Source organism: Arthrobacter oryzae (assembly GCF_031454875.1).
GTDB classification, from domain to species: Bacteria; Actinomycetota; Actinomycetes; order Actinomycetales; family Micrococcaceae; genus Arthrobacter; species Arthrobacter oryzae_D.
Genome location: NZ_JAVDRQ010000005.1, coordinates 143,880 through 159,704, shown reverse-complemented (window position 1 = coordinate 159,704; position 15,825 = coordinate 143,880). Strand labels below are relative to the sequence as shown.

General features: G+C 62.0%; 12 protein-coding genes. 7 read left to right on the top strand and 5 right to left on the bottom strand.

From position 1 onward, the window contains the following. The first annotated feature begins 21 nt into the window (after positions 1-21). The gene (locus J2805_RS10690; protein ID WP_309975909.1) at positions 22-1,728 is read left to right on the top strand and encodes a DNA methyltransferase; all 1,707 of its coding nucleotides are present in this window, start codon (positions 22-24) and stop codon (positions 1,726-1,728) included. A 123-nt stretch (positions 1,729-1,851) separates the two neighbouring features. Here the strand turns inward: J2805_RS10690 and J2805_RS10685 are convergent, their stop codons facing one another. Beyond that, a complete protein-coding gene (locus J2805_RS10685; RefSeq protein WP_309975908.1) occupies positions 1,852-2,430 on the bottom strand; it encodes a hypothetical protein in 579 nt (192 codons plus the stop codon). 214 nt (positions 2,431-2,644) lie between these two features. Between J2805_RS10685 and J2805_RS10680 the strand changes: the two genes are divergently transcribed. Next, positions 2,645-3,229, top strand: a complete 585-nt coding sequence (locus J2805_RS10680; RefSeq protein ID WP_309975906.1) for a recombinase family protein — start codon at positions 2,645-2,647, stop codon at positions 3,227-3,229. Between the two features lie 300 nt (positions 3,230-3,529). Here J2805_RS10680 and J2805_RS10675 read toward each other — a convergent pair whose 3' ends face one another. The 3 genes from J2805_RS10675 to galE all read right to left on the bottom strand — a co-directional run bounded on the left by J2805_RS10675 (position 3,530) and on the right by galE (position 7,128). Further along, positions 3,530-4,990 (bottom strand): recombinase family protein, encoded by a 1,461-nt coding sequence (locus J2805_RS10675; protein ID WP_309976311.1) that lies wholly within the window; start codon positions 4,988-4,990, stop codon positions 3,530-3,532. Beyond that, complete coding sequence (locus J2805_RS10670; RefSeq protein WP_309975904.1) at positions 4,884-5,969, bottom strand: CpaF family protein; 1,086 nt, start codon at positions 5,967-5,969, stop codon at positions 4,884-4,886. Before J2805_RS10670 ends, J2805_RS10675 begins: the two co-directional genes overlap by 107 nt. A gap of 139 nt (positions 5,970-6,108) precedes the next feature. Continuing rightward, complete coding sequence (gene galE, locus J2805_RS10665; protein ID WP_309975902.1) at positions 6,109-7,128, bottom strand: UDP-glucose 4-epimerase GalE; 1,020 nt, start codon at positions 7,126-7,128, stop codon at positions 6,109-6,111. A gap of 142 nt (positions 7,129-7,270) precedes the next feature. On the opposite strand from galE, the gene J2805_RS10660 reads away from it, so the two are divergent. The 4 genes from J2805_RS10660 (at position 7,271) to J2805_RS10645 (ending at position 13,406) form a co-directional block, all read left to right on the top strand. Continuing rightward, positions 7,271-8,422 (top strand): glycosyltransferase family 4 protein, encoded by a 1,152-nt coding sequence (locus tag J2805_RS10660; RefSeq protein ID WP_309975900.1) that lies wholly within the window; start codon positions 7,271-7,273, stop codon positions 8,420-8,422. An 88-nt stretch (positions 8,423-8,510) separates the two neighbouring features. After that, positions 8,511-9,494 (top strand): GDP-mannose 4,6-dehydratase, encoded by a 984-nt coding sequence (locus tag J2805_RS10655; RefSeq protein ID WP_309975898.1) that lies wholly within the window; start codon positions 8,511-8,513, stop codon positions 9,492-9,494. Next, positions 9,491-10,498, top strand: coding sequence for a GDP-mannose 4,6-dehydratase (locus tag J2805_RS10650; RefSeq protein WP_309975896.1), 1,008 nt, complete (start codon positions 9,491-9,493; stop codon positions 10,496-10,498). The genes J2805_RS10655 and J2805_RS10650 overlap by 4 nt, the downstream gene beginning before the upstream one ends. A 187-nt stretch (positions 10,499-10,685) precedes the next feature. After that, complete coding sequence (locus tag J2805_RS10645) at positions 10,686-13,406, top strand: GH25 family lysozyme (RefSeq protein WP_309975894.1); 2,721 nt, start codon at positions 10,686-10,688, stop codon at positions 13,404-13,406. A gap of 42 nt (positions 13,407-13,448) precedes the next feature. On the opposite strand, the gene J2805_RS10640 is transcribed toward J2805_RS10645, so the two are convergent. Beyond that, entirely contained in the window at positions 13,449-14,753 is a 1,305-nt protein-coding gene (locus J2805_RS10640) for a hypothetical protein (protein ID WP_309975892.1), read from the bottom strand. Between the two features lie 158 nt (positions 14,754-14,911). Here J2805_RS10640 and J2805_RS10635 point away from each other — a divergent pair, with 158 nt between their 5' ends. Further along, entirely contained in the window at positions 14,912-15,799 is an 888-nt protein-coding gene (locus J2805_RS10635; protein ID WP_309975891.1) for a glycosyltransferase family 2 protein, read from the top strand. The last annotated feature ends 26 nt before the right edge of the window (positions 15,800-15,825 follow it).

Genomic DNA, 15,825 nt, shown 5'->3' with positions numbered 1-15,825 from the left:
TCATCAGCTAGGGTGAGGGACGTGGATAAGAATCAGCTTTATTACGGGGACAATCTCGATGTGCTGCGCCAGTACGTCAGGGACGAATCTGTTGATCTGGTCTACCTAGATCCCCCGTTCAACAGCAACCGCAACTACTCCGTTATCTTCTCCCGCAACGGTAAGACGGATGGCGACAACGCCGCTCAGATTGAAGCTTTTGAGGACACATGGACCTGGACTCATCAAACCGAGGTTCAATACAACAAGTTCGTTTCCACCGGCCCAGGCAAGGTTGTTGACGCCCTTTCAGCCTTCCGTACGCTACTGGGAGAAAACGATGCTCTGGCGTATCTCGTCAATATGGCTCCCCGGCTGGTCGAACTCCACCGCGTTCTGAGAAGCACCGGATCACTTTATTTACACTGTGATCCGACGATGAGCCACTACCTGAAAATCTTGCTGGACAGCATCTTTGGTCCAGCAAGATTCAAGAATGAAATCATATGGAAGCGCACAGGGGCTCACAACGACACCAAGCAAGGCCGCACAGCTCTTGGCGCAGTCCATGACGTGATCCTGTTCTATACCAAGGACAAGCTGGCCACTTGGAATCCCTTTTTTACGCCCTACGATGATGAGTATCTCGAATCCGAGTACCGTCACATCGCTGATGATGGTCGCCTGTATAAGGAAGGCGACCTGTCGGCGGCGAAGCCGGGCGGAGACGTTAGCTTTGATTGGCCGGTTAAGCGGTTCGGCAATGACCCATGGCAAGCTGATCTCGATGACGAGTATCTAACGCCGCTTGAGGGTTGGTCCTACAAAATGGTTCGACCGTACAACAACCGGTTTTGGGCCTATTCAAAGGCCAACCTGATCGAGTTCGCTCGAAACGGTAAGCTCGCCCACCGAAGCACTGGCCAACCACGGCTGATGCTATTCGCGGAGGATATGCCTGGCATTGGTCCTCAGGATGTGTGGACGGATATCAAGCCAATAGGCGCTGGGGCAGCTGAAAAGTTGGGCTACCCGACGCAGAAGCCGGTCTCCCTGTTGGAACGCATCGTCGCGCTCAGCTCCAATCCCGGCGATGTTGTACTTGATCCTTTCTGCGGCTGCGGAACCACTGTGGACGCGGCGCAGCGATTGGGCCGTCACTGGATTGGGATCGATGTCACGTACATTGCGATTGACCTAATCGTGAAGCGTCTTCAGCACACTCATGGCACCACGATTCAAGAAACCTTTGCGGTCAACGGCATCCCACGTGATCTGTTCAGTGCACAAGCCTTATTCGACCGATCACCTTTCGACTTTGAGCGATGGGCAGTATCGATGATCAACGCGGAGCCCAATCAGAAACAGGTTGGCGACAAGGGCATTGATGGTGTGGCGCGCTTCCCAATTGATGGCTCAGGCAAGATCGGTAAAGTCCTTGTCTCCGTGAAGGGCGGCAAGAACTTAAACCCCGGCATGGTGAGGGATTTGAAGGGAACCGTAGAAACCCAAAAGGCGCAAATGGGAGTTCTAATCACCTTTGGTGAGGCAACTCGGGGCGTGAAGGATGCGATTGATCACGGCGGTCTCTATGTGCACCCCGCGAACAGTCAGCAGTTCCCGCTGTTACAGCACATCACCATTGCTGAACTCTTAGCAGGCAAGCGTCCTGAATTGCCGCCCACGATACTGCCGTACATCGAAGCCAAGAAGCAAAGCTTGCCAAAGCTGAGTCCTACCCTGTTCTAAAACAGAAGTAGAAGCTGCGGGCTCAACAAGCACAGGATACAAAAAAGTTCCTAACCCGTACGCAAAAAAACGTGCTAACCACTACCGGGCGAGGGAGGCGACCTGAAGGGGTCGCCCCCCTGGTCATTCAGCAGCGGCCACCAGGTTGTCGCGGGCAGCCTCGGCGAAAGATTCCCTCGCGTCGCGTATGGCCAGTATCTCCCCATAGGCATCCGATGGATGGGCGAACATCTCCAAGGAGCCGACGGCATCGAGCATTTGGTCTGCCAGCAGCCTCGCCGTCGCAGCCTGCTCTGGACTGCCGATGATGGCCAGTTCTCCTGTCAGATCATCCATCTCATCAAGAACCTTGAACCCGTCTTCGACGGCTTCAACGATGATCTCCCTCGTGATCCTGTCGAAGACTCCCTCGATGCCTTCCTCTGGAGAAAGCAGAATGCTCTTGGTCCCTGGCATGCGCTGCTCCCGCTCGTTGTCGTCCAACATTGCGGCCGCGCTATAGAGGCTCCGCTCCACAGCCGTAGCTTTAGTGACGATGGCCGCACAGACGCGATAGTTTTCTTCATGCCACCGCGATTTTGCCTCATGCTTGCGTCGACGCGTCTCGCCTCTGCTGTTGAATGACTGGGTGATCACGACGCCCAGCAAGGTGGCCGCGAACCCTCCCCCTGCAACCAGCATCTGGGCAGTCTGTTGATCCATGTCTCCCCCAAAGTTGTGCGGCCCACACGGCCAGCCAGTCACCCACTATAGATTGCTGCCGTCTCCCAACCCATGGGTTTTAAGACACATCAGCGAGACACCCAGCTATGCCCGTAAATATCACCCGGAATGTGTCTCGCAACCATGTCTCGCAAGTATGTGATACATTCGGTGTAAACAAACACTCTTACGAGACACCTTGAGAGGAACCCAAATGTCAAAGCTCATCGGTTACGCCCGCGTCTCCACGAAAGCCCAGGACGCCGACAGGCAACAGCAAGACCTGCTCGGGGCAGGCGTACGCCGGGATGACCTCTACGTCGATCACGGTGTATCAGGCGCCAAGGCCAGCCGCCCCGCGCTCGATAAAGCACTAGCAGCCCTCCACGCAGGCGACACCCTCGTAATCGCCACCCTCGACAGGCTGGGCCGGTCAACACAGAACATGCTCGACCTCGCCACCCAACTCAAGGCAGGTGGCATCAACCTCCGAGTGCTCAACCTCGGGGGCGGGGACGTTGACACGTCCACACCAATGGGCCAAATGACGTTCACAGTCATGTCCGCCCTGGCCGAGATGGAATTGGCTATCAAACGCGAGCGCATAAACGACTCAGTCAGCAAGCGCCGTGCAGCGGGCAAAGACCTCGGTGGACGCAAAGCCTCATTTACAGACAGCCAAATTCAAAATGCGCGACGGCTTATCGAAGCCGGACAACCGGCAGCACAGGTGGCACGGGACCTCAGCATGTCCAGAGCAACCCTGTATCGGCGCATGGAACAACTCACCAAGGCCTGAGCGAGAGCACAGAGAAGCCCCTGCCTGACGGCAGGGGCTTGCTTTGTGAGGCTACAAGGCCTGCTGGGGCAGAACGGATGCGAGGTGCGCGTCGCGGTCCGCCTCAGTCACGAGATGGGCTTCCCACCTAACCTGCACCTCGCCATTTACACGCGCAACGACCAGGCCAGGAATATCCAACAACAGCTCAAAAGCCTTCACTATTTCCGCCAACCTCTCATGCCGAACCCGAGTGGCGCGACACCGGGACGCTACCCCGATCAGCGACGGCGTTTCAATTAACCTTGCGTTTATAAACGATCAACTGGCTACCTGCGCAGGCAGGGATTCGATCCACTCCCGGTAGCTGCGGCGACGCTCAGGCGTCGCCAGTTTGTCGGGGTCATATCCCTTCGGCCAGATCCTCACTGTCGCGGGATTGAACACCTTGGTTGACCCCTTGCCATGAGGCAACAGGGTGACCTCCAGATTCTGCCGCATCCAGTCCCGGCGATCATCCAGGGGCAACGCCAGCCACTCCGCCATTGCGGCTTGGGTGGCCGCCGGGGGCACCCCATCCCCCGACCAGACAGGTCGCTCTGCTGAAAGCCTAAGTTCAGCCATCCTCGACTCGTGCGCAGCTATCTTCCTCCGCGCATGCTCGGTCATTGTCCGCATCTGACCCGGCGTAATCTCACCTTCAACAGCCTGAATCGCGAAGTCATCCAGACGACGCCGCAGCCCCGCCGCCTCAGTCTCAAGCTTGGCAATCTCCGCAGCCATATCCGGCGCAACGGCCCGACGCGCATCGTTCACCCTAGCCGCGTCCCGCCACCCAGCTGCCCAGGCGTCCACCATCCCGTCAACAAACTCAATTCGCTTCCCGACATGCCCAGTGCCCTTGGCAGGGCAGCGATAGACCTTGTAGTTCTCACGATTGCGCCCCGAAACCGTGGCTGACCGAACAGGCTCTCCGCAATGGCAACGAGCTATGCCCGCCAGCAGGTGGACCGCCCTGTTCGACTGCGAGCGCCGACGCGACGGATCAGCAAGAATCGAACATACCGCCCGCCAAACGTCCTCGCTCACCAACGCCGGGAACTCGGAGGGCGTCGCCAGAATCTCGCCCTTCCACTCCGCCAGCCCGGCGTTACGCGGACGCAAAAGCATCTGGCGCAACTGGGCATAACCCCAGTGCTTGCCCGCCGTCGTGAGTATCCCAGCTTCATTCAGCCCGGCGACGAGGCTGCCCAGACTCTTGCCCGCGAGCACTCCGGCGAAGGCGTCGGCTACAGCTTCGCCTTCAGCAGGTTCGATCACCCAAGCGTCAGCGGGCTTATGCCAGCCGAACGGACGCCGCCCACCCAGCCACTTGCCAGACGCCGCCATCTGCTCCTGTGCGCGCCGAACACGGTCCGCCTTATGCTGGGACTCGTAGCGGGCAATCTGGCCCAGCAGGCCCGCCTTGAGCATCCCCTCAGGAGTGGCGAGATCGACCTCGCCTCCCTTCACAGCATAAGTGCGCACCGGCACCGGCGTCCGCGTATTGCAGAGCTGAATGTACGTTTCGAGCTCTATGGGCTGACGGTGCAAACGATCAGTGTGCCAGCACAGCACGACGTCGACCACGCCGCCGGACAGGGCCTTCAGCAGCCGCTCATATCCTGGCCGACGCTTACCGGAGTACGCGCTTATGTCGTTGTCCGAAAACACCTCGGTAATAGTGAAACCGTGCTCCTTTGCGAGCTTCCGGCAGTCGTCCTCCTGCCGCCGGACACCCAGCCCCTCGCCCGCCTTGTCGTCTGAAATTCGCGTGTAAATCGCCGCCCTGATCTGCATGGGAACAGTTTAACGTGTGTTGTGCATGAACGTTGTTCGGGAACCCGGAATTGAGTGCGATCAGCATGTCCAGGCTTTCCGCTTCCCGGACCTCTCCCACCACGAGGCGGTCCGGCCGCATCCGGAGGGCTTCCTTGACCAGCCTTCGCAGCGGGATTTCACCTTCGCCCTCAAGGTTTGGCTGCCGGCACTGCAAACCAACCACGTCACGCAATGGAAACTGCAGTTCAAAGATTTCTTCAACGGTGATGACCCGCTCCCGCGCGCCAATGCTGGCAGCCAGGCAATTCAGCATGGTGGTCTTACCGGCCTGCGTCGCCCCTGAGACCAGAATATTCAGTCCGCTGGCCACTGCGGCGCCAAGGAAACGCGCCGCTTGGGGAGTCAGCGTGCCGAGCTCCACTAGGTGTTCGAGCCGGCTCGCCTTGACCACGAATTTTCGGATGTTGACAGCCCAGTGCCGCCGGGTGACGTCGGGAATGACTACGTGGAGCCGGGACCCGTCGGGGAGCGCAGCGTCCACGAACGGCGAAGACATATCGAGGCGGCGGCCGGAGCTCTTGAGCATGCGCTCCACGAGGTCCCTGACCTGCTGGTCCGAGAGGCTCAGGGAGGTCAGCTCAGATTCTCCGTTTCGCGCCACGTAGATTTCGTTGGGCGCGTTCAGCCAGATTTCCTCGATAGTCGGGTCATCGAGCAGGGGCTGCAATGCCCCGAAGCCGGCAACGGCGTCGTAGACATATCTGCGGGCGGTTTCCAGCGGGCCGATGGGCGGCAGCGGCCCCATCAGTGCGCGCTCGTCGTAGTCGCTGACCGCCGCCTCAACCAGGCGCCTGACCTCGCCCGCCTGCCTCAGCGGGTCGAGCCCGCGGCGCCGGATGAGCTCGCGGACTTCATCCTCCACGATCCGAACAGCATCCATGAGTTCCCCAATGCGACTGCCGCCCCCGACTGAGGCAGTACAACTGCCTTAAAGCTAAGGGAGCATGGACTGTAGGCCAAGTCACATCTTTGTCGCTGTGGACAACCGCCGGAAAGTGCCGCCAGGAACCGCGGCTAGGTCACACTGATTCTTCGTACCCTGAGGGGTTCCTGCTTTGCCAGCGCCAGTGGTCTTCGCACATTGTTGCCAGGTTCCGCCGTGCTGACCAGCCCAGGTCCGCCAGGGCCGCGGACGGATCGGAATAGCTGACAGCAGCGTCCCCGGGCCGCCGGGGAGCGATCTCATAGGGCACGGGCGCCCCGGCCGCCTGACTGAAAGCCTCGATAACTTCAAGAACGGACGATCCACGGCCAGTTCCAAGGTTCCACCGGTACACGCCGGCCTTGTCCTTCAGGTAACCCAACGCTGCAAGGTGACCGGCGGCAAGGTCCATAACGTGGATGTAGTCCCGGACACCGGTGCCGTCCGCCGTCGGATAGTCATCGCCGAAAACCATGACTTTTTCGCGCCGCCCCACTGCAACCTGTGCCACGAAGGGCAGCAGGTTGTTGGGTACACCGACGGGGTCCTCGCCGATCAGGCCCGACTCGTGGGCCCCGACCGGGTTGAAGTAGCGGAGCAGGGCTATGCTCCAGCTTGGGTCCGCCGCACCGAGGTCCGAGAGGATGTCCTCGATCTGTTCCTTGGTCCGGCCGTAGGGATTGGTGGCATCCAGCGGTGCCTTCTCGATCAGCGGCACTTCCTCGGACGCGCCGTAAACCGTGGCGGAAGAGCTGAAGACGAGCCGGCGAACACCGGCACGGTCCATGCTGTGCAAGAGATTAAGGGTGCCTACCACGTTGTTCTGGTAATACCAGAGGGGTTTTGCGACCGATTCGCCAACGGCCTTAAGACCGGCGAAGTGGATCACGGCGTCAAAGCTGTCCTCAGTGAAGAGTCGGTCCACGGATGCTGCGTCCAGCAGATCCACCTCGCGGAAGTCAACTTTCTTTCCGCTGAGCTGTTCCACCCTGCGCAGCGATTCGCGGTTCGAATTCATCAGATTGTCGAGGACAACAACCTCATGTCCTTCTTCCAGCAGACAGAGCGTTGTGTGCGATCCGATGTAGCCGGCGCCGCCGGTGACCAATACCTTCATGGGCTCTAGTCTAGGACGGCGTCGAAGGCTGGTCACAGTCGCATCGTTGCCTGACGTTGTGTGAAGGAACCGCGGCAACCAGATCCGGCAGCAGGGGACCCAGCCGGCGGGCGGTTACGGCTCGAACGTTAGTATGTTCAGCATGACGACCTCGGAGCCCGGCACTTCGCCTGCCAACCAAACCGGCCACTCAGACGCGTTGAAGGTGGGGGTTTCCATGCTCACGCTTGTCCCGGGCGGGATGGGAGGCAGCGAAACCTATGCACGCGAACTGGTCCGCAATCTCGGTGCTTCCCAGGCAGTAAAACCCACCTGCTACGTCAACGAATCCGGGCGCGGGTTCAGCGAGGGGGCGGACGAAGTCGTGATTCCGGGGCTGGCCGGCGGCGCCTCGACCATCGCACGGCTGGCCACTCTGGCGAAAGGCCTCGTCAAGAGGAGCTCCATTCTTCGCAGGATGCGCCCGATGGACGTGTTCCATGTCCCGTTCACCGTTCCGCTGCCGAAGCCGCCGAAGGGCACGCCGTTTGTTCAGACCCTGCTCGACGTTCAGCACCTCGACCTCCCGGAGCTCTTCGGCACGGCCGACAAGCTGTATCGCAAGGTCTTCTATGAGAAAGCCGCACGCGACGCCGACGCGATCGTGACCATCAGTGACTTCGCCAAAGAGAGCATCGTCAGCCACCTCGGCATAGCACCGGAGAAAATCTTCACCGCCCACCTGGGCGTCAACGCCGAAGAGTTCACCCCGAATTTCGGAGCGCGTGAAAGTTTCATCATGTATCCGGCCAGGGGGTGGAAGCACAAGAACCACGCGAAGCTTTTCGAAGCCATGCGGTTGCTGGAAGTCACCGACCCCGGACTGCGCCTCATCCTGACCGGCGGGGCGCTGGACACCCTGACGGACATTCCAGCCAACGTGGAGGTCCGCGGCCTGGTCCCGCTTGCCGAGCTCAGGGAGCTGTATCGCACAGCGGCGTGCATGGTGTTCCCCAGCCTTTACGAGGGATTCGGGCTCCCACCGCTGGAGGCCATGGCTTCAGGCTGCCCCGTGGCAAGCTCAACAGCAGGTTCCCTTCCTGAAATCGTCGGAGACGCGGCCGAACTGTTCGATCCACAGGACCCTGCGGCCATCGCCGCGGCGATCCGGAACGCCATCAGCAGGACCGAGGAGCTGCAGCCACTGGGCCTCGAGCAGGTACGCAAGTTCACCTGGGAACACTGCGCCGAGGTGCACGAACAGGCGTACCGCTATGCACTGAATCAGCGTTCCACCGCAGCCAGTACCGTTTGATCACCCGTTACCTGCCGCCTCTGAGCGAAAGCTCCATGCCATATATAGTTGCTGTAGCCCCGCAAACAATCTGTAAGGACCTCTTCCCATGCCCCGTGCGCTAATCACCGGAATCACTGGCCAGGACGGCCTGTATCTCGCAGAGCTCCTTCTCTCGAAAGGCTATGAGGTCTTCGGCCTCATCCGAGGACAGAACAACCCCAAGCACGATCTGGTCCGCCAGACCGTTCCGGGCGTGAAGCTGCTCACCGGCGACCTCACGGATGTCTCTTCGCTGGTCCGGGTGCTCGGTGTGGCCCAGCCGGACGAGGTCTACAACCTCGGGGCAATTTCCTTCGTGGCTTACTCCTGGGAGAACGCGTCCCTGACCACTGACGTCACCGGCAAGGGCGTCCTGAACATGCTCGAGGCGACCCGCCTGTATGCCGGCGACGACATCTCCAGGGTGCGTTTCTACCAGGCGTCCTCGTCCGAGATGTTCGGCAAGGTCCAGCAGGTGCCCCAGACCGAGGAAACCCTCCTTTGGCCGCGGTCCCCCTATGGCGTAGCCAAGGTCTTCGGCCACTACATGACAATCAACTACCGCGAGTCCTACGGCATGCACGCATCAAGCGGCATCCTCTTCAACCACGAGTCGCCCCGCCGCGGTCCGGAATTCGTCACCCGCAAGGTCTCCATGGCGGTTGCCCGGATCAAGCTCGGACTCCAGGACGAAATCGTCCTTGGTAACCTGGACGCCAAGCGTGACTGGGGCTTCGCAGGGGACTACGTCGAAGCCATGTGGCTGATGCTGCAGCAGCCCGAAGCTGACGACTACGTCATCTCCACCGGCGCAACGCACTCCATCGAAGAACTCCTCCAGGCCGCCTTCGACGCCGCAGGCCTGGACAACTGGCGGCAGTACGTCCGGCAGGACCCCAAGTTCATGCGTCCCGCCGAAGTCGATCTGCTGATCGGTGACGCGTCCAAGGCGCAGGAGAAGCTGGGCTGGAAGCCGAAGGTCTCCTTCAACGAACTCGTCAAGATGATGGTTGAGAACGACATTGCCGAGCAGTCTGCCTTGATGCGGTGAACCCGCTCAGCGAGGCGGGACCCGTTCCCGTCGGCACCGCCTTCCTTACCGGGGTAACGGGCCAGGACGGGTCCTACCTGGCAGAGTCCCTGCTCTCCCGTGGCTGGGAAGTCCATGGCCTCGTCCGCCATGCGCTGCAGCCGGGAGCACATGAAGGGGAAACAACCGTGGACGGGGTGGAATACCACCTTGGCGATCTGTCCCGTCCGGACGACGTGGGCACCATCCTGGATTCGGTCAAACCTGACCTGGTCTTCAACCTCGGCGGTATCAGTTCGGTGTACCAGTCGTGGCAGCACCCGTATGACACTGCGCTGATCTCAGGCGCTTCGGTCGTGTCGATGCTGGAAACCGTCTGGCAGCTGCAGCAGTCCACTGGTAAACAGATCCGCTTTCTCCAGGCTTCGAGTGCCGAACTGTTCGGCGAGGCGGAGTCGGCGCCGCAGAGCGAGTCCACCCCGATCAGGCCCATTTCCCCTTACGGCGCCGCGAAGGCGCTGGCGCATCACGCCGTCAGCGTCTACCGGGGCCGCGGGATGTTCGCTTCCTCGGCGATTCTCTACAACCACGAGTCGGTTCGGCGGCCGGCAAAATTCGTCACGCGCAAGATCACGTCGGGTGCCGCCGCCATCGCGGCGGGCAAGCTGGACAGGCTTTCGTTGGGGAACCTGAACGCTATCCGGGACTGGGGCTGGGCTCCTGACTTCGTGGACGCCATGGACAGGATCATCCATGCTGCCGAGCCCGATGACTTTGTGGTCGCCACCGGCGTCTCGCACTCCGTCCAGGACTTCGTGGAAGCGGCGTTCAAAGCTGTCGGCATTGACGACTGGCGCGCGGTGGTGGACGTCGATGAATCCTTGGCCCGCCCCACCGACGCAGCAGAAATGAGGGGCGACATCTCCAAGATTTCGTCCCGGCTGGGCTGGCGTCCGTCCGTCGATTTTGACGCCCTTGTTACCGCCATGGTCCGGCACGATCAAGCCCTCCTCGCAGACAAGTAGGCCCACCCTCCGTTCACATTGGTAACAAGAAGCACTCTGGTTACACCCGTAACATTGGTGCTACATTGGCCGGGTCATGAAGATGATCCGGAACGGCTCCGCTGTCCCCACCGTCCGAAATGACAAACCAATAGGTTTCTAATTTTGCGATGTGTGGGGATCTGCGCGTTGCCGGCCGGAGCAGAACATGAGTCTCAGCAAAGTTACAAGCGCACATTCGGGCGCAACAATCTCCTTCGGCGGACGGGTACTGGCCGCGGCCCTTCTGGCCTCGGCCCTGGTGTGGAGTTCGTTGGTGCCGGCTTTGCCGGCATCAGCCGAAGAACAGGTCGCGCCGGCGCCGTCGTCGACACCGGTTCAGACAGCGGACGCCACGCCTGCGCCCGTCTCCCCTACGGCGCCGGCTCCGGTCACTGCAACGGAAAGCCCGACGGCGCCCGCTCCGGCTCCGTCGCCGGGCGAGGCAACAGCGCCCAGCCCGGCTGCGGCCGCCACCGGGTCCGTTCCGGACGGATCAACGGTTGACGCAGAAACACTGGCCAAGCTCAAAGCCGCTCAGGGAGCCCACGGCGCGCACATGGGCCAGGGGCTGGAGCAAAAGCTCGGGATCAGGGCAACCACCGAAGCAGGCGCGGCATCGACACAGGCCACATACATGCCGCCCGGCATCCAGGGGCTGGACGTCAGTAGCCACCAGGGAGCGGTGAACTGGCAGGAACAGCGCAACATGGGCGGACTGTTCGCCTACGTGAAGGCGTCAGAAGCCCTCAGTTACCTCAATCCCTATTTTTCCAGTCAGTACAACGGCTCCCGCAGCGTCGGAATGATCCGGGGCGCGTACCACTTCGCGATCCCGAACGTCTCTTCCGGTGCCGCACAGGCAAACTACTTCGCGTCCAACGGAGGCGCCTGGAGTGGCGACGGAACCACCCTGCCTCCCCTGCTGGACATCGAATACAACCCCTACCCGGAACTGGGCAACACCTGCTACAACATGTCCCATAGCCAGATGGTCCTCTGGATTGCGGACTTCTCCAACACGATGTACACCCGGACGGGCCGCTATCCCGCGATCTACACCACCACCGACTGGTGGACGCAGTGCACCGGCAACAGCCCTGCGTTCAAAAACCAGCCGCTCCATATCGCCTCGTACCGCACCGTCTCCCCGGGCGTCCTGCCGGCCGGCTGGACCAAATACGATATCTGGCAGTACAGCAGCCAAGGCCCGTTCGCGGGCGACTCGAACGTCTTCAGCGGCAGCTACGCCGAACTCCAGGCACTCGCAACCGGCTTCGACCCTGTCCTCAACAAGTACAACTCGATGGGCGGCGCCTCCAGCCGGCTCGGCGCCCAGACACACTCGCTCTACTGCGGTCTGCCGGCCGGCGGATGCTACCGGCAGTATGCCGGCGGCCAGATCATCTGGCAGGCCAGCACCGGCGCAAAAGCCGTCTATTTCAGCTCCATCGGCGGTACCTGGCGCGGGTGGGGCGGCGTCGACGGCCGCCTCGGATACCCGAAAACCGATGAAACCTGCTCAGCCACCGCGTGTTCCCAGACCTTCGTAGGCGGGACGGTCTACTGGTCCACCTCAACGAACGCCGCCGCCGTCTTCAACGGCGGAATCGGCGCACGCTGGCAGACCATGGGCGGCACATCCGGGAGCCTCGGCTACCCCACGGCCTCCGAGACCTGTTCCGCCTCTGCCTGCAGCCAGACGTTCCAAGGGGGCAAGATCCTCTGGACAGCCGCCACCGGCTCCTGGGCCGTCACCTCCGGAGACATCGCAACGGCCTGGGAGGCGTTGGGCGGCGAAACCAGCCGGCTCGGCTATCCCACCAACAACAAATCGTGCACCGATACCTCGTGCGTCCAGAGCTTCCAGGGCGGAACCATGGTGTGGACCGGTGCCACGGGGGCGGTCCCGGTCTGGCGTACCTCCATTGGAAGCAAGTGGCAGGCCGACGGCGGTCTCTCCGGCATGGTCGGGGCACCCCGGTCAGCCGAAAGCTGTGAGGGATCCGTTTGCCGCCAGGTTTTCGTCAGCGGCCAAATATTCTGGACCCCGGAGTCCGGGACGCGGACCATCGTCAACGGCGAAATTTCCAAGAAGTGGACGGCCCTCCAGGCCGAGAAGGGACGCTTCGGCAGCCCTGTCAGCGACACTAATTTCTGTGACGGTAAAGAGTGCTCCCAGGACTTCGTGGGTGGCCGGATCCTGAAAAACCCCACCGCTTCCGGCCCTGCATTCGGAGTACTCCGCGGTACAGGAATCGGGTCCCTGTGGGCAGCCATGGGAAGCGAGAACGCCCGGTTGAGTTACCCTGCGACCGATGAGACCTGCGCCGGCAGCACCTGCAAGCAATCCTTTAGCGGCGGCACCATCTACTGGACTCCCGCCACCGGGCAGTGGGCGGTATACAACGGCAGCATCGGCGGACTCTGGCGGACCCTCGGAGCCGAGAACGCGCGACTGGGCTACCCTGTCAGCAACGAGACCTGCCTCGTCAGCTCCTGCCGCCAGAGCTTCGCGGGCGGCGATATCCTCTGGTCGCCCGCAACCGGCACCGCCGCGGTGTACTCCGGCGGCATTGGATCCCTGTGGCGATCGCTGGGGTCCGAATCGGGCCGGCTCGGTTTCCCCACGACTACGGAAACCTGCGCGGCAACATCATGCACCCAGTCATTTGCCGGCGGCGAGATCCTGTGGGCATCCGGCGTGGGCATGGGCGCCGTCTACAACAGCGGCATTGGCGGCGTGTGGCGGACCAACGGGGCGCAGAACGGTTTCTTTGGATTCCCCACCAGCACCGAAACCTGCACCGCGGATGCTTGCGTGCAGTACTTCAAGGGCGGCGCAATCAAGTGGAGTGCAGCAGCGGGCTACACCATAGACCGCTACTGAGTTTCCGGTCCGCTCGCCGGCGGCCTAGTGGCCCTGCGGGTCCTACGCCGCCGGCGCACCAGGGTGACTTGACAGGGCCACCTTGCGGCGTGACAGCGCCACCGTGTGGATGGATACGCCCAGCAGCGGGCCTATCAGCAGGGAAACGACGGCGCGGAGATCCGCGTCCAAGGGCAGCAGCAGGACAACCAGGGTGAGGGCGCCTGCGCACACCCATCCGGCAGAAGATACCCGGTGGCGGTTGAGGGCCACACACATACCCCCGGTGAGGGTAAGAAGGGCCAGTACCGCGGCGGCGGCGGTCAGTCCAGCGAGGACCCACGGCGCGACGTCGTAGTCCGGTCCGAACAGCAGGACCATGAGCCAGGGTCCCAGGAAGTATGCCGCCAGGGCTCCCACTGCCGCGACGCCCGCAATTGCGAGGGCGATCGGCCGCAGTGCCCCGAGGCCGCGGTCGCGGTGCCTGACAAAATGGGCGATGGCGACGCTCTGGAAGGTTCCCAGCGGAACCATCAGCGGTGCCCTGGTCAGGAGGATGGCAAGCAGCAAAGGAGCCGAAGCGAGGTAGACATCTGCTGGAGTCGTGATGCGATAAAGGATTGGGAACCCGACAACAAGTGATGCGCTGGCTGCGGTGGAGATGCTGGCGTGGCCCACTTTCCGCGCGAAGTCCCTGACGGGTACGGCCAGAGGCATGCTGAACGCTGACCGCAGCTGCGGGCTGAAGACGGCTACGAGCACCCAGGCCAGTGCCCCGGCCGCGGCGGCAGCCGCCAGCCCGGCAGTGGATCCCGCCAGCAGGCCGACGATGAGGACAAGGACCAGCCGGAATGAGGATTCGGAAGCGACGAGGGCAGAGAAATTGCCCCAAAGGTGCCGGCCGCTGAGGACTCCCGCCAAAGCGGCGTGCACGGAAAAAGCCACGCAGGCGCCGGCCAGGACAAGGACCAGCACCACCCAGTGGGGGCCCAGGACCGCGCGACCCCATAGCAGCGACGTCACTGCCAAGATGACTGCTACCCCGGCGGCGATGCCGAAGACCACGGCGAAGAGAGGAACCGTTCTGGGCTGTTTGGTGCGGCTGGCCGTGGCGCCATGGTCCGTGCCCACGGATGTTACGTACCGGATGATCTCCGTCTGGAGTCCGCCGAGAATACCGAACAGCAGGAAGAGCGCGGACCAGAAGGCAAGAAACTCGGCGTTGTCGGCCTTGCTCAGGACCCGTGGCACGAACCAGATGACCAGGTACCCGGCTGCTGCGGAGGCGATCGACGCCAATCCGACGGAAGCCGCCTGGCGTGCGGCAATGGTCGACTTCTGGGGTGCTTTGCCTTCGGTGTGCGTCATCCGTTAAAGGCCGGGGCTGCAGGGGTCAATTGCCGGAGAACTGGGGAGGTCATGGCAACATATTAGTGTCGGACACGGACGGGCACTCAATTGGCGCCGCCGCGCCCGCACCCGTGAACGAGCTCAGATGAGCTAGGACAACCCGTGGAAGTTGGAAAATGCCGCTCGATATTTTTGTACCGTACTGGGGCGATCCTGCGCTGCTGAAGGAAACCGTCGCGAGCGTTTTTGCACAGACCAACGGGGATTGGGTGCTTACCGTCATCGACGATTGCTACCCGGATCCCTCCGTGAAGGAGTACTTCGCGGCGATCGATGATGAACGGGTCTCCTACCAGCGGAACGAATCCAACAAGGGCATTACGGAGAACTACCGGACGTGCGTCTCCCAGGCCACCCAGGATCTCATGGTGATCCTCGGCTGCGACGACGTGCTGCTGCCCAACTACGTTGACGTCGTCCTGCAGGCTCACCGCGATTTTCCGGACGCTTCCGTGATCCAGCCCGGAGTTCAGGTCATCGACGAAAACGGGCAGATTGTCCGTTCGCTGGCCGATTCGGTCAAGCGGAAGTTCGTCGGACCCAAAACCGGCAACACGACGGTCCTGGCCGGGGAATCCCTCGCCGTCAGTCTGTTGGGCGGCAACTGGCTGTACTGGCCGTCCCTCGCCTTCCGGACCGACGCAATCCGCAAGGTGAGCTTCCGCGACGGACTCCCCATCGTCCAGGACCTCGCGCTGGTGATGGACATCGTCCTGCAGGGCGGGTCGCTGGTTCACGTCCCGACGCTGGCGTTCTCCTATCGCCGCCATTCCGCGAGTGCCTCGGCGGCGACGTTGACCGACGGAACGCGCTTCGCCGGCGACCGGGAGTACGCGCAAATTGCGGAGGACCTTTGCCGGGCCAAGGGCTGGAAGAAGGCCGCCGTGGCAGCCCGGGTGCGCTGGACCTCCCGCCTGCACGCCGTCACCCTCATGCCGGGTGCCCTGCTGTCCCGCAACCCGGTAGCGGTCAAGGCCACCTTCAGGCACGCTTTCGGTCACTGAGCCGCACAACTCCTATGAGAAACTGG